This window comes from Exiguobacterium sp. s191 (genome assembly GCF_018618955.1).
Classification (GTDB): Bacteria; Bacillota; Bacilli; order Exiguobacteriales; family Exiguobacteriaceae; genus Exiguobacterium_A; species Exiguobacterium_A abrahamii.
In genome coordinates this window covers 1,554,182-1,570,256 of the sequence record NZ_JACSNC010000001.1, presented here as the reverse complement: position 1 = coordinate 1,570,256, position 16,075 = coordinate 1,554,182, and the positions used below count along the sequence as shown (strand labels likewise).

At 48.5% G+C, this 16,075-nt stretch carries 11 protein-coding genes and 1 other annotated feature; all 11 genes read left to right on the top strand.

What is annotated here, in order from left to right:
* The first annotated feature begins 120 nt into the window (after positions 1 to 120).
* Positions 121 to 3,168 (top strand): hypothetical protein, encoded by a 3,048-nt coding sequence (locus KNQ09_RS08395; RefSeq protein WP_251138116.1) that lies wholly within the window; start codon positions 121 to 123, stop codon positions 3,166 to 3,168.
* Positions 3,169 to 3,915 carry a response regulator gene (locus KNQ09_RS08390; RefSeq protein WP_214723761.1) on the top strand — a complete coding sequence of 249 codons (747 nt, stop codon included), beginning with the start codon at positions 3,169 to 3,171 and terminating at the stop codon, positions 3,913 to 3,915. It begins immediately after the preceding gene.
* The gene (locus KNQ09_RS08385) at positions 3,915 to 4,934 is read left to right on the top strand and encodes a HEAT repeat domain-containing protein (RefSeq protein WP_214858125.1); all 1,020 of its coding nucleotides are present in this window, start codon (positions 3,915 to 3,917) and stop codon (positions 4,932 to 4,934) included. Before KNQ09_RS08390 ends, KNQ09_RS08385 begins: the two co-directional genes overlap by 1 nt.
* The gene (locus KNQ09_RS08380; protein ID WP_050677619.1) at positions 4,924 to 6,357 is read left to right on the top strand and encodes a glycosyltransferase family 2 protein; all 1,434 of its coding nucleotides are present in this window, start codon (positions 4,924 to 4,926) and stop codon (positions 6,355 to 6,357) included. The genes KNQ09_RS08385 and KNQ09_RS08380 overlap by 11 nt, the downstream gene beginning before the upstream one ends.
* Before the next feature lie 27 nt (positions 6,358 to 6,384).
* Positions 6,385 to 7,527, top strand: a complete 1,143-nt coding sequence (locus KNQ09_RS08375) for an AI-2E family transporter (protein ID WP_214858124.1) — start codon at positions 6,385 to 6,387, stop codon at positions 7,525 to 7,527.
* A gap of 214 nt (positions 7,528 to 7,741) precedes the next feature.
* Entirely contained in the window at positions 7,742 to 9,082 is a 1,341-nt protein-coding gene (hemA, locus tag KNQ09_RS08370) for a glutamyl-tRNA reductase (protein WP_050677617.1), read from the top strand.
* Between the two features lie 83 nt (positions 9,083 to 9,165).
* Positions 9,166 to 10,092 (top strand): hydroxymethylbilane synthase, encoded by a 927-nt coding sequence (hemC, locus tag KNQ09_RS08365; RefSeq protein ID WP_023468972.1) that lies wholly within the window; start codon positions 9,166 to 9,168, stop codon positions 10,090 to 10,092.
* Positions 10,082 to 10,762, top strand: coding sequence for a uroporphyrinogen-III synthase (locus tag KNQ09_RS08360; RefSeq protein ID WP_214858121.1), 681 nt, complete (start codon positions 10,082 to 10,084; stop codon positions 10,760 to 10,762). The genes hemC and KNQ09_RS08360 overlap by 11 nt, the downstream gene beginning before the upstream one ends.
* Positions 10,759 to 11,748 carry a porphobilinogen synthase gene (hemB, locus tag KNQ09_RS08355; protein WP_023468970.1) on the top strand — a complete coding sequence of 330 codons (990 nt, stop codon included), beginning with the start codon at positions 10,759 to 10,761 and terminating at the stop codon, positions 11,746 to 11,748. Before KNQ09_RS08360 ends, hemB begins: the two co-directional genes overlap by 4 nt.
* Positions 11,745 to 13,055, top strand: a complete 1,311-nt coding sequence (hemL, locus tag KNQ09_RS08350) for a glutamate-1-semialdehyde 2,1-aminomutase (RefSeq protein WP_023468969.1) — start codon at positions 11,745 to 11,747, stop codon at positions 13,053 to 13,055. The genes hemB and hemL overlap by 4 nt, the downstream gene beginning before the upstream one ends.
* A gap of 54 nt (positions 13,056 to 13,109) precedes the next feature.
* Positions 13,110 to 13,339, top strand: a binding site (T-box leader).
* A 50-nt stretch (positions 13,340 to 13,389) separates the two neighbouring features.
* Positions 13,390 to 16,026 (top strand): valine--tRNA ligase, encoded by a 2,637-nt coding sequence (locus tag KNQ09_RS08345; protein WP_035396608.1) that lies wholly within the window; start codon positions 13,390 to 13,392, stop codon positions 16,024 to 16,026.
* Positions 16,027 to 16,075 lie beyond the last annotated feature (49 nt).

Here is a 16,075-nt window from a genome sequence, read left to right as displayed (position 1 = left end):
TAATCTATAAATAGCATCTAATCATTTCCTTCCATCATTTTTGATTTCCATTATATGAACATTATTTAATTCACGTTACAATGATAGGAACAAATTGTTCTAGTGGGAGGCTATGCCAATATGAGGCGTTATAAATGGACGTTTGCAATCGTCATATTACTTATTCTGACACCATTTGCCATTTGGTTCTTAAAGCAGGAAAAGACATTAAATATCGCGCTATTTGATTATACGAACGGTACAGATGAGCGAGAGCACGCTGGAACGACGTGGTTATTGAATCACTTGAAAATCCGAAATGCGCAAGAGCAAGATTATAAGTATTCGGATTACATTAATCGTTATGACGGTACACAAGGGAAGCAAATGCTACAACAGGCTTCTAAAGCAGATGTGCTGTTGTTTACGGATACGTATGGGAAATCCTATGAGGTCAACGGGAAACAAGAACACCGTGGGGGGTTGACGGCAGAAGACGTTGATCTCGCGACCGAAGCGATTTCGCAAGGGAAAACGGTCGTAGCGGAGTTTAATACGGCGGCAAGTCCGACGTCAGTCGAGCGGTCCAATGCGTTTCGCCAATTGTTCGGGACGGCATGGACAGGATGGATCGGTCGTTTTTTCCCGGATTTAACAAAGTTGCAAGGTCTTGAGAAGAACGTCGTAGCTCAATTAAAAGCGCAGGCAAAAGAAAAAGAATTCAAACTATCTGGTCCAGGTTATGTCTTCATCAATGACTCAACGGAAAAAGCTTTTTTCGTCAATGATGACACACCATTACTTTATAAATGGGATAAAAACAAGGGCAATGCAAAAGATGAGGTGCGTTATAACTACTGGTTTGAGATTTTAGAGCTAGATGGTGGCGAGCAACAAGCGCATTTTTCTTGGAAACCGTCAAAGCAGACCCAAGCGATGCTTCGGAAATATCAGTTGCCGCTTGAGTTCCCTGCGTATGTTACGCAAGGAAGTGGACACTATTTTGCTGGTGACTATACAGATGTCGCGGACATCCCGCGCTACTATCGATATAGTGGGCTTGATTGGTTCCGTAAACAGTTCATCCTCGATAGTGCAGAGAGTGAATCAGCATTCTTTTGGAAGATTTATGCCCCGACATTGACGCGAATTTTAGAAGATACAAAACGTGTTTCGACGCAGGCTGCAAAAGTAAAACCACTCTCACAAACGAAAGTCGGCAATCAGGAATTACGAACTCGGGCACGAGAAGGACAAGACACGCTTGAGATGTATCAAGATGGCGAATGGAAGCCGTATTTCGTCAAAGGCGTTAACGTCGGACTCGGTCGACCGGGTGCATTTCCCGGGGAACATGCCATCAGTCGTAATGAATACGATCGTTGGCTAAAGGAAATCGGCGAGTTGGGTGTCAATACGATTCGCGTGTATACATTGCATCCTCCTGCTTTTTACGATGCATTAAAAGCGTATAACGAACGGGCGAAGCAACCGATTTATTTGATGCAAGGTATGTGGGTCGAGGAAAAACCATTCGAAGAGTTGAAGAACGCTTTTGAACCAGACTTCTTGAAGATGACCGATACGGAAGCCAAACGAATGGTCGATGTCATTCATGGTAACGCGGTCGTCAAGGAAGTCGTCGGTCATGCTTCCGGAACATATACTTCAGACGTCTCGCAATACGTTTCAGCGTTCGTCTTCGGAATCGAATGGTTACCGGAAGCCGTCGTCGAGACGAATAAAAAGAACAAAGGCACGCGATTCGAAGGGAAATACGTGACGACGACACAAGAGGCGTCACCGTTCGAATCGTGGCTTGCTGGTCGGATGGATACAGCGACAGCACACGAAATCAAAGAGTACGGAACGACTCGACCAATTGGTTCGACGAACTGGCCGACGACGGATCCATTGAAACACCCGAAAGAGGTCGAAGAAGAGCAGGATCTCGTCTCGATCGACTTCAATCATTTAAAAGCAACGAAGGATTTCCCAGGTGGTTTGTTTGCGTCTTATCACATCTATCCGTATTACCCTTCGTTCATCAAGGAAGAATACAGTCAAAAAGCAGATAAGAGCTCTGAATCCTACGCTCGTTATTTGAAAGAAATGAAAGACTATCATGATATGCCGTTACTTGTATCGGAATTCGGTATTCCAAGTTCACGCGGGAAGACACACCTTGGACCGAACGGTTTCGACCAAGGACATGTCAGTGAAAAGAAACAAGGCGAACTCGTCGCGCAGCTCTATCAAGACATCAAGGACGTCAAGACGGCTGGTGGACTGGTCTTCATCTGGCAAGACGAATGGTTCAAACGAACATGGAACACAATGGATTATGACGATGCGGATACCCGTCCACGTTGGTCGAATGTTCAAACAAGTGAACAACATTTCGGGATGCTTGGATTCCTCCGTTCAGACATCATCATTGATGGGAAATTGGATGATTGGAAAGGGTATGCACCAGTAGCTGAAAATAAGGATCGAGCGATTTATATGACTTCCGACGAGGCTTATCTCTACTTACGCATCGACCGGAAGAAAGCAGAGCCGACGACACTTGCACTATCGACGAAACCGAATGATGGGAACACGAAAGTCGGTTCGTTGACGCTTGACGAAGGAGCTGAATACCGCCTGACGATCGATCAGACAGCGCGTATCGATGTCGATGCTCGCTATGACATCTTCCGATACCACTACGGTCTGAAGATGCCGTTTGAGATGGTGAAACCTCCGTCTGATCAAAAAGACAGCGGCAAGTTCGTTTCGATCTATCAAATGCTCGATTATGCAAGACGAGACCCGGTGACGAAAAAAATCGTCAAACCAGCCGTCAAATGGGACACAGGTGTTTTACATGAAGGAGAACCAGATGACATTTTAACGGATATCTCAGATGTCACGAAACCAACCGTTGAACTTCGTATTCCATGGATGGTCTTGAATATGCGTGATCCAAGTAAACATGAAATCATCGGAGACTTCTGGAAAGATGGACTCGAATCGAAGATGATCACGGAAGGAATCGAAGTCACAGGTCAAGTCGGTGAGACACGTATTCCAGAGAAGAATCGTGGTTTCTACAACTGGGCCGAGTGGACGAATCCACAGCAACGGGAAGAATTGAAACCTATCTATCATACGATGAAAAAAGCATTCACTGAGGGAGGAAACTAAATGCGACGTGAAGAGATGTGGAAATTAATCAATCAGTCGTTTGAATCAACAACTCAAGATCGTGAGGTCAGTTCGACGATCGAATGGACGGAAGAGGCTGTCCGAGAATCAACGACGAATACCTTATTCGTACACACGGTCGGACAAATGCCGGAGACGGTCAATGGTCTGATCGAGGAAGGATGGTGCGTGCGGACGGACATCTCTTATGCCGATGTCGTTCTCGCGAGCAAACCCGTCATTGAGGAGCGGATTCCCGTCGTTTACTTTAATACGGAACCCTCTTTCTATGGGTTAGAGAACGCACGTGAAGTTCTGCCGGCGACGCTGTCGAGGGAGCTTGTTCTCGATCGCCTTGCGCGTTATAAGAAGATCCATCATATCGCAGACGTTGTCGTCGTAACGGAAGATCCGCATATCCGTCGGATGATGGAACGGGAATTGACGGACCGTTTCGAACGCTTCATGACGTTCGAGCGAGCGGAGACGTTCCTTGATGAGTATGTAGCATCCCGTCCGTACTTACTCGTGTTCACGTCCGCATTGCCGCGAGCAGATGGATTGGAATTACTGCTGCGAGCGAAACAACAGAGTGTCGCACCATTCCAATCGATGATGATCTCGATGTATAACCGCGAACGTGATCATGTCCTAGCGATTGATCGTGGTGTTGATTACATCATGACGCTTCCACTGAAAATCGAAGAGTTCCGTGCGTGGATTCGCAAAGTCGAGGACGGCCGATGATGCAGGCGATTCTAGTATTCATCGTCGTACTCATCTTCTTACAAGGTGGAGCGTTGATCTATCTTGTCGTTCAAAAACGAAAACGCGCCAATCGTGAGCATGCGCGTCGCGATTGGCAGCTTGCCTTTCGAGATGACATCTATGACTATGCGACAAGTGAACGTCAAGACATGCCAACGATTCAAAAAGGAAACGAAGATTTAGCGGAGCTTGAATTGTTCGCGTTGTCTAACTTGACGGCAACGCCGGTGCATCTTGAACGTATACAAGCTTTCGTCGCTTCTAATATGCAAGCGTATTATGAGCAACAATTGAAGCATCGGCGGATTGATCGTCGCTTGAACGCCTATGAAGCCGTTTCTCAATTCCGTTTGGTCGCAGTCGCACCGATGATTCATGCCCGTTGGGGAAAGGCAATTGAAAAAGAGGAGAGCGATGTCATCGTCCGGACACTTGTCTCCTTATCCCCGCAAGATGCGATTGCGATTGCTAAACAAGAAAATGATATCAGCTTCTTTGGTGCGATTCTTGCGATCGGTCGTAGTCACGACTTACAAGAATGGGTCACATCGTTCGATGAACTTACACTATCGTTTCGACTAGCAATACTCCAGTTGATCTTTGATCGAGATGAGACACGTTATATCGCGCTCGTACGCGATAAAACGACTGATAAGAATCCAGAAGTCCGAAAGCGAGCCCTTCGCGCGCTCACACGGATTGGACTTGAGGAAGACTGGAAATTGTATGTGCCTTACTTGGAAGAAGAATCAAGTTGGGTTGAGCAAATGCTTGCCCTTCGTTTCTTAGAGCACGTCGTTCCAGATGATGCGATACCAGCGATCCTGCCGTTTGTCGGCAGTCGATCATGGTGGGTCCGGACGGCAGCCTTTGATGCGTTACTTGCTTGTGGTGGGATCGAACAGTTGGCGAAGGTTTCAAGTAGACACCCCGACCGCTATGCGCGTCAAAAAGCGACCGAACGGTTGGCAAAGGAGATGAAGCATCATGTCGTCTGAGACAATCCAAGCCATTATTGAAGTCCTCTCATGGACAGTATTGATCTATATGTTACTCGTCATCGTATTCTATTCGACGCTGTATCTGATTTCTGCTCAGATGGTGCGACGGCAACGGTTCCGCCGAAAAGAAAGCTCCTATTTACCATTGATGCGGTCTCTCTATACACGACCGGTCAGTATCCTTGTTCCAGCCTATAATGAAGAATATACGATCGTCTCAAGTGTCCAAGCCTTGCTAGCCCTTGACTACCCAGAGCATGAGGTACTCGTCATTAACGATGGTTCAAAGGACGGAACGATGGATGAGCTGTTTCGCGCGTATGAGTTGGAAAAAGAAATTCAATATCCACGTATCTTGATTGGTTCAAAGCCGGTCAAACAAGTCTACCGTTCCCGCATTGATAGTCGTTTGATTGTCATCGATAAAGAGAATGGTGGAAAGGCAGACGCCTTGAATGCCGGTATTGATTACTCGAGTTATCCCTATTTCTGTTCGCTCGACGCGGATTCGATTTTAGAGCGCGATGCGTTATTAAAAGTCATGAAACCGATCGTTGAGTCAGATGAAGAAGTCGTCGCGACATGTGGTTCGATCTTCCTCGTTAACGGTTGTACGATTGAAGGCGGCGAAATCGTTGAGATTCGGACACCGAAGCAACGGATCGTCCTGATGCAGATGATCGAGTATTTCCGTGCATTCTTGTTCGGTCGCCTTGGTCTTAGTCGTTTCAATATCTTATTGATCGTCTCCGGCGCCTTCGGATTGTTCCAAAAGAATATTGTCGTACAGGCTGGTGGATATAAAGAAGGTCTCGTCGGTGAGGACATGGAGCTTGTCGTCCGCTTACACCGGTACATGAAGGAAAATAAGCTCGATAAACGCATCGAGTACGTTCCGGCGCCAGTCTGCTGGACACAGGCTCCAGAATCGATGGAAGTGTTACGGTCACAGCGAACACGTTGGCATCGTGGTCTTGCTGAGACGTTGTGGACGCATAAACGAATGATTGGCAATCCGAAATATGGTTCTGTTGGTAGCGTCTCGATGTTGTATTTCTTTTTGATTGAACTACTCGGACCAATCGTCGAACTGATCGGTTATTTCATCATTCCGCTCAACCTACTCGTCGGTACACTCAACTTTGAATTTGGGATCGTCTTGCTGGTCGTCGCTTTACTCTATGGTTCCCTATTGTCAGCAGGTGCCGTATTATTGGAAGAGTGGACGATGCACCGATTCAAGAACGTCAAGGAATTGATTCGGTTGTATCTCTGGTCCTTAACCGAGTCGTTCTGGTACCGTCCGATTCTCGTCTTCTTCAAGCTAGGAGGATTGATTCAATTCTTGACTGGTCGAGGAAACTGGGGTCAGATGGAGCGTCAGCGTCTCGAAGACGTCACCGAGGAAAAAGTCGGCTGACGAATAGGTATGAGGGGGATAAGTTAGGTGGAGTTGTTACGAAACAAGTGGTTTAAAGCATTAATCTGGATATTAGTGATTTTTCTCGTCATCTGGGTTGGAACGAAAATTTCATTTTTATTCCAGCCAATTCGTGTCATGTTAGCCTTGATCTTCCCGCCATTGATCATCGCAGGGATCTTCTATTACTTTACGCTTGGCATTGTGGACGCACTACAAAAACGAGTCAAGAAGCGTGGTCTTGCCGTGCTAATCGTCTTGCTTGGTTTCATTTCGATCCTGACGATTGCGGTTGCATCAATCGGACCCATCTTAGTCGAACAGGTGACGGATTTTGCGACGAGCATTCCGACACTCGTCGTTGAATTGCGTGATCAGACGTTAAATTTACGCGATCAATTGATGAACAACCGATTCATCTCGACATGGGTTCACGAGAACACGGACTTGTTTGACAAGTGGACGAATGAAGCAACATCGTATATCGGTACAGTCTTTAAGTCTGTCTCGACGTCTGTCGGAACGATTTTCGGTGTCATCTCTTCGACCGTCTTAATCATCGTCTTAGTGCCGTTCATCTTAGTTTACATGTTGCTTGACGGCTATAAGTTTCCGGATTCCGTCGTGAAGCTGTTGCCGAAAAGCTATGAAACAGAAACGCGTAAAATCTTGCACGACATGCACGTGACAGTGAAGCATTATGTCAATGGACAGGTCATCGTCTCGATCTGTGTCGGTCTCATGTCATTGATTGGCTTCTTCATCGCAGATATTCAATATGCGTTACTGCTTGCCTTATTCTGTACGGTCACGAACATCATTCCGTATCTTGGTCCCTACATCGGTGCCGTACCGGCGGTCATCGTCGGGTTCATCGATGATCCGATCAAAGCCGTCTATGCGATCATCACGATCGTCGTCGCGCAGCAAATCGAGTCGAACTTGATTTCTCCTTATGTCCAAGGAAAGACACTCAAGGTTCATCCGTTGACGATCATCATCGTCTTACTTGTCGCCGGAAAGATCGGCGGCATCATTGGTGTGATCCTAGCCGTACCGACCTATGCGGTCTCAAAGGTCGTCATTCAGAATATCGCTCGGATCTATCGTTTACGTCAGCAACGTCTCGACGTACCGGACGTGACGGTATCACCTGAATCCTTGAAGTAAAGTGTAACCCTCTGCTCTTTTTAGGAGCAGAGGGTTTGTGATTTTCATGAGAGAGGGATAAGGTAGAAGAAGAGAAAAAATGAAGAAGATTTCACAACTTCGACTCATTTTAGTTTATAAATTGATTGGAATCTTTTTTATAATGGTTATAATGTAGGATAGAGAACGAAAAGATAGATCGGAACGAAATCTTTGGACGTAAGGGGTAGAGCGCATGCATATCGTAGTGGTCGGCTTGAATAACAAAACAGCGCCTGTATCAATACGCGAACAAGTCTCATTTGGGGAGCATGAGATGAAGGGAGCGGTCGTCGCATTGCGCGATGAAAAAAGTATTTTTGAAAGTGTCATCGTCTCGACATGTAATCGGACGGAACTGTACGTCGTGACGGATCAGCCACATACAGGACGGTATTATACGAAACGTTTCCTTGCAAACTGGTTCGGATTGACGATGGAGGAACTCGAGCCGTATCTCTTCATTCATGAAGGGTTTGATGCGATGAAGCATCTGTTCCGCGTGACAAGTGGGCTTGATTCGATGATCGTCGGTGAAACGCAGATTCTTGGTCAAGTCAAGACAAGCTTCTTCATGGCGCAAAAGCTTGAAACGACAGGAACGGTTTTCAATAAACTCTTCAAAGAAGCGGTCACGCTCGCCAAACGGGCTCACGCAGAAACTGGAATCGGTGAAAATGCCGTTTCTGTCAGTGCTGCTGCTGTCACGCTTGCCGAACAGTTACTCGGATCGCTTGAAGATAAATCAATCGTCGTCATCGGTGCGGGAGAAACTGGCGAATTGACGACGCTTAACCTATATGAAGCAGGGGCACGCGATATCACGGTCTTTAACCGGACGTTAGCTAAAGCAGAAGAGGTCGCGAATCGGTTCGAAGGATCGGCACATTCGATTAACGAGATGCAGTGCGGTTTGCTTCGGGCAGACATCGTCATCTCTTCAACGGGTGCAAAACGTGCCATCATCAAACGCGAAGACATCGCGGCTGCACAGTTGTTCCGGCACGATCGTCCATTCCTCTTGATCGATATCGCCGTACCACGCGACATTGAACCGACCGTCGGTGACTTGCCAGGTGTTCATTTGTATGATGTCGATGATTTGACATCGATTGTCCAACAAAACATGGCGGAACGGATGAAGGAAGCGGCGAAGATCGAACAACGGATTGAAGCGGCAATCGCTGAGTTCGAAGGTTGGATGACGACACTTGGTGTCGTACCGATCATCACGGAATTACGAGACCAGGCGTTACGGATTCAACAAGAAACGATGCAAAGCTTGGAACGGAAATTACCGGAGATGTCGAAACGTGAAAAAACCGTCATTGGCAAACACATGAAATCAATCATCAACCAGTTGTTGCGTGAACCGTTGTCTTATATTAAAGATGCGGCAGCGAAGCCAGATGCCGATGAGCGGATTGCGCAGTTCATGGATACGTTTGCATTAAACGAAGACTTGTTTGAAGGGCTCGAAGATGACGTCATGACATCAGAAGAGACGGCACCTTCCGCAAAAGCTGTGAACCGGTGAACAAAGCACGATTTGTGTTACAATAGAAAATGCATGGGGCGGACTTGTGCCGCCCCTTTATCATTGTACAGGGGGATTTTAGCATGCGAAAAATCATTGTTGGATCGCGAAGCTCGAAGCTAGCGATGACACAGACGAAATGGGTCATTGACCAGTTGAAACAAGCCGGCGCGCCGTATGAGTTCGAAATCAAGAACATCATCACAAAAGGGGACCGTATTTTGGATGTGACGCTCTCGAAAGTCGGCGGTAAAGGATTATTCGTAAAAGAGATCGAGCAACAGATGATTGACGAAGAAATCGATTTTGCCGTTCACAGCATGAAGGATCTACCTTCTGAATTACCGGACGGTCTCATCATCGGTGCAACACCAGCGCGTGTCGATGCGCGTGATGCCTTGATCACGAAAACAGGCGAAGGTCTTGCTTCCTTGCCGGAAGGTGCGGTTGTCGGCACGAGTAGCTTACGTCGTGGGTCGCAATTGCTAAAACTCCGCCCTGATTTAAAAATCGAATCGATTCGCGGAAACATCGACACACGACTCGATAAATTAAAGAATGGTCCGTTTGACGGGATCCTACTCGCAGCAGCTGGTCTACAACGGATGGGTTGGTCTGAAGACGTCGTCTCGGAATATCTCTCGACAGATGACATGATTCCAGCCGTCGGTCAAGGAATCCTCGGTATCGAATGTCGCGAACATGACCAAGAAGTACGTGATCTCTTGCACCTGATCCATGATCAGATGACAGAAAAAGTAGCTTACGCAGAGCGCGCTTTCTTAGCTGCGATCGAAGGTAGTTGTCACGTTCCGGTCGGTGGATTTGCAACGATCAACGAAGACATGTCAACGACACTCGTCGGATTCATTGGATCCGTCGATGGAGAGCAAATCCTACTCGAGCGCGAATCAGGTCTAGACCCGATGCAACTCGGTCAAGATGTTGCCGAACGTCTGCTTGCTTCGGGCGGTCGTGAGATTCTCGCGACACTTCCGGATGACTTGTAAGCAGGTACTCTTCACGGGCAGCCGACCACCGACGACCGAGCAGATGGCGCGACTGCGCGCCGTCGCGATCGAGTCAGTGCATTATCCTGTCATTGAAACGCGACCGGTTTCGTTTACATTGCCGAAGGGAATTGATTGGCTCATCGTGACGAGTCCGAATGGTGTCCACCGGATTGCTGATGCGTTGCCTGAATTAGCAGAAACGCGTATCGCGGTCGTCGGACGAAAGACGGCAGACGCACTTGCGAAGTACGGTCGAACAGCAGACTTCTGTCCGTCGACCTTTACAGGAGACGCACTCGTCGCAGAACTCGGACCACACTTGTCTGACGGCGATCATATCGTCTTTGCACGAGGGAACCGATCGCGGCAAGCACCGGTCGATCAGTTACGAAACCTGAATCGATATACGGTCGAAGATATCATCACGTATGAAACCGTCACCCGTCGGCTACCTGAAGCACTTGTCAGAACTGCCGCCTATATTGGACTGCAGAGTCCTTCCGCTGTCGAAGCGATTGCTCCATTATCCCCACAGACGACGTTCATCGTCATTGGGACGATTACGGAGCAAGCAGCAAAAGCAGCCGGACTTCAACCGATCCATGTCGCCCGTGAATTCACGGTAGACGGCATGATTGATCGTATCATTGAGGAGGAATCAGCATGAACACATTAGAATACGCACGTCACCGTCGTTTGCGTCATACCGCATCACTCCGGTCACTCGTCCGCGAGAATCAATTGCATAAATCAGATTTGATTTATCCGATTTTCGTCGCTGAAGGCGAAGATATCAAACGCGAAGTCAGCTCGATGCCTGGCGTCTTCAACTTATCACTCGATCACTTGACGGCTGAGATTGAAGAAGTCGTCGCACTCGGAATCGAATCTGTTATCTTATTCGGTGTTCCGCATGACCACTTGAAAGACGAGCAAGGATCAGGTGCGTTTCACGATCATGGGATCGTTCAAGAAGCGACACGTCTCGTCAAGAAGGTTGCCCCGCAGCTAACGGTCATCGCCGACACATGCTTATGTGAATATACGTCGACAGGTCACTGTGGGATTGTCGCTGACGGTACGGTCGATAATGATGCGTCATTACCGCTTCACGTCAAGACAGCGATCTCACAAGCTCGAGCGGGTGCCGACGTCATCGCTCCATCATCAATGATGGACGGATTCGTCGCAGCGATTCGTCAAGGCTTAGACGAGAACGGCTTCAGCCATATTCCGGTCATGAGCTATGGCGTTAAATATGCGTCTGCTTATTACGGTCCATTCCGTGATGCAGCGAATTCGGCACCGGGAGAAGGCGACCGGAAAGGTTATCAAATGGATCCAGCAAACCGTCGCGAAGCGTTCCGCGAAGCAACAGCGGACGTCGATCAAGGAGCTGACTTCATGATCGTCAAACCTGCACTTGCGTTCATGGATATCATTCGTGATGTGCGCGAGCGAATCGATTTACCAATCGTCGCCTATAACGTATCGGGTGAGTATGCCATGGTCAAAGCCGCTGCCTTGAACGGCTGGATCGATGAAGAACGAATCGTCCTTGAGACGATGCTTGGCTTTAAACGAGCAGGCGCTGATTTAATCATCACCTATTTCGCAAAAGACATTTGTCGTTACCTGGAGGGGTCGAAATGAGCTTAATTAATCAGAACTCAAAATCAAAAGAAGCATTCGAGCGGGCGCTCCCGCTCATGCCGGGTGGCGTCAACAGCCCGGTTCGTGCTTATAAATCGGTCGGGATGACACCGATCTTTGCGGATCACGCAAAAGGCTCAAAGCTCTATGATATCGATGGTAAAGAATATATCGATTACGTCTTGTCATGGGGACCGATGATTCTCGGCCATGCCGATCCAATCGTCACGTCAGCGATCCAAGAACAAGCGACACGTGGCTGGAGCTACGGGACACCAACGGAAATCGAATCAGCGATGGCGGAAGTCGTCATTAGTCGGGTGCCGTCAGTCGAAGTCGTCCGGATGGTCAACTCAGGGACAGAAGCGACGATGGCTGCCCTTCGTCTCGCACGCGGCTATACAGGTCGGACGAAAATCCTCAAATTCGAAGGCTGTTACCACGGTCACGGCGACTCGCTCTTGATCAAAGCAGGGTCAGGTGTCGCGACACTCGGACTACCGGATTCACCAGGCGTTCCAGCGCAAATCGCGAGCATGACACTTACGGTTCCTTATAACGATTTAGACGCTGTTCGGATTGCCTTTGAAAAACATGGCGACGATATCGCGGGTGTCATCGTCGAACCGGCTGCTGGGAACATGGGCTTCGTGCCACCAGAACCGGGATTCCTCGAAGGCTTACGGGAAATCACGTCGGAAAACGGCGCCTTATTGATCTTCGACGAAGTCATGACTGGTTTCCGTGTCGGATTCCACTGTGCACAAGGACATTTCGGTGTCACACCGGACATCACGTGTCTCGGTAAAGTCATCGGCGGAGGAATGCCAGTCGGTGCTTACGGCGGACGTCGCGACATCATGGAACAGATCGCACCACAAGGTCCAATCTATCAAGCGGGTACGTTATCCGGGAACCCACTCGCGATGGCAGCTGGTCTAGCGACACTGACACAATTGAAACCAGAACACTATGAAGAGTTCGACCGGAAAGCGAGCCGTCTGTCAGAAGGCTACCTGAACGCTGCAGCGAAATATAACATTCCGCTGACGACGAACCGTGCAGGCGCGATGTTCGGTGTCTTCTTCACGGATGAACGTGTCACGAACTTCGAAAAAGCGAAAACGTCGAACCTTGAGATGTTCCGTTCGTATTATCAAAAGATGGCGGCGCGTGGTGTCTTCTTACCACCGTCACAATTCGAAGGTCTCTTCCTGTCGATCGCCCATACGGACGAAGACATCGAGCGGACGATCGAAGCCGTCGAATTGACGTTCCAAGAACTCCAAGTTGAATTTGGTCGTTAAGCAGTTCTTGACGATTACTTGAACTCTCGGCTAAAATGAGTAAAGAAGAAAATGGCAACAGCGATGACGGGAAGAGTAGTCCTGTATTTGTACCGGCGTAGAGAACACATCCTTGGCTGAAAGATGTGACGGGCGAACAGGAGGAAGGTCACCCCACGAGCTGGTATCGTGAGTCTTACGAGCGATATCCGTCCTCCACACGTTACGTGGCTCGAGGGCATCCGATTTTGGATGAACTAAGGTGGTACCGCGGAAAAAAGCAACGGCTTTCTTTCGTCCTTAGCATAGGACGAGAGAAGCCGTTTTTATTATGGACAAAAAGGGAGCGATCAGGATGCAGGAATTATCAATGCCAACGAAGTATGATCCGCAGGCAACGGAAGAAAAATGGTACGACTTTTGGGTGAAAGGTGACTATTTCAAAGCCGATCAGGATCCAGAGAAAGAGCCATATACGATCGTCATTCCACCACCGAACGTCACAGGTAAATTGCACCTTGGTCACGCGTGGGACACGACGTTACAAGACATGCTGACACGGATGAAGCGGATGCAAGGGTTCGACGTCCTTTACCTACCAGGAATGGATCATGCCGGTATCGCGACGCAAGCAAAAGTCGAACAAAAACTGCGGGCAGAAGGACAATCACGCCTTGAAATGGGTCGTGAGAAATTCCTCGAGCAATCATGGGCATGGAAAGAAGAGTACGCGTCAACGATCCGTGCACAATGGGCAAAACTAGGTCTCGGACTCGATTATTCGCGTGAACGCTTCACGCTTGACGAAGGATTGTCAGAAGCGGTTCAAGAAGTCTTCGTGAAACTTTACGAAAAAGGCTTAATCTACCGCGGCGAATACATCGTTAACTGGGACCCAGCGACGAAAACAGCGATCTCGGATATCGAAGTAATCTACAAGGATATCGAAGGTGCGTTCTATCACTTCAGCTATCCACTAACGGACGGTTCAGGTCACGTTGAACTAGCGACGACACGTCCTGAGACGATGCTCGGTGATACAGCGATCGCCGTGAACCCGAAGGATGAGCGTTATGCTCACCTCGTCGGAAAAACAATCACGTTACCAATCGTTGGTCGCGAGATTCCGATTGTTGCCGATGACTATGTCGACATGGAGTTCGGTACAGGTGTCGTTAAGATTACACCAGCACACGACCCGAACGACTTCGAAGTCGGTAACCGTCACGAGTTACCACGTGTCCTCGTCATGAATGAAGATGGAACGATGAACGAGAACGCAGGGAAATACGAAGGCATGGATCGTTTCGAATGCCGAAAACAAATCGTTGAAGATTTAAAAGCAGAAGGTGTTCTAATCAAAATCGAACCACACTTGCACTCTGTCGGTCACTCGGAGCGTTCAGACGCGATCGTTGAGCCGTATCTTTCACTCCAATGGTTCGTCAAAATGGAACCACTCGCGCAAAAAGCACTCGAGGAACAACAAGGACCAGACAAGGTCAACTTCGTTCCACAACGCTTTGAGAACACGTATGTGCGCTGGATGGAAAACATCCGTGACTGGTGTGTCAGCCGTCAACTCTGGTGGGGACACCGGATTCCGGCTTGGTACCATAAAGAAACAGGCGAAGTCTACGTTGGTAAGGAAGCACCAGCCGATATCGAGAACTGGGAGCAAGACAACGATGTTCTTGATACGTGGTTTTCTTCAGCGCTTTGGCCGTTCTCAACGATGGGGTGGCCGAACACGGACGCAGCCGATTATCAAAAATACTTCCCGACATCAACACTCGTTACGGGTTATGACATCATCGCTTTCTGGGTATCACGGATGATCTTCCAATCGTATGAATTTACAGGACAACGTCCATTCCAAGACGTCTTGATCCACGGATTGATTCGTGATTCGGAAGGACGCAAGATGTCAAAATCACTCGGTAACGGGATCGACCCGATGGATGTCATCGAGAAGTATGGTGCCGATTCACTCCGTTGGTTCTTAACGACAGGATCAACGCCAGGGAACGATCTCCGCTTCTACTGGGAAAAGATCGAAGCAACATGGAACTTCTCGAACAAACTGTGGAACGCAAGCCGTTTTGCCTTGATGAACATGGATGGTCTAACGTTTGATCAGATCGATTTGACAGGTGAGAAGTCACTCGCAGATAAATGGATCTTGACACGCTTACAGACGACGATCGACGATGTGACGCGTCTGTCGGACAAATATGAGTTTGGTGAAGCGGGACGTATTCTCTATCACTTCATCTGGGAAGACTTCTGTAACTGGTACATCGAGATGGCGAAATTACCGCTCAACGGGGAAGATGAAGCAGCGAAGCAGACGACGCGTTCGGTTCTTGCCTATACGCTCGACCGGATCATGCGTCTGATGCATCCATTCATGCCGTTCATCACGGAAGAAATCTGGCAACACTTACCGCATGAAGGTGAGACGATCACACGTGCTGCATGGCCAACACGCGAGGCATCACTCGACTTCCCGGAAGCTGTTCCAGCATTCGAAGCAGTTCAGAACGTCATCCGTTCGGTTCGTAACATCCGCGCGGAAGTGAACGCACCGATGTCGAAACAGATCCAACTGTTCATCTCGACGAATGACGCACGTGTTCAAGACGACTTGTCGTCAAACAGCTCTTACTTGCAAAAGTTCACGAACGCGTCTGAACTCCGGATTGAAGAACAGATGCCGGCGCCAGAAAAAGCAATGAGTGCGATTGTAACGGGAGCAGAATTGTTCATCCCACTCGCGGACTTGATCAACATCGAGGAAGAAATCGCGCGCTTGAATAAAGAACTCGTCAAGTATACGAAAGAAGTCGAACGGGTCGAGAAAAAACTCAACAACCCTGGCTTCGTCGGCAAAGCACCAGCACATGTCATTGATGAAGAAAAAGCGAAGGCACTTGATTATACGGAAAAACGTCAAGCTGTCGAAGCACGTATCAACGAACTCTCACACTAATTACAGCAGTGGCTCAAGTCTCCTTGAGCCACTTTTTTTAAAGGAGCGA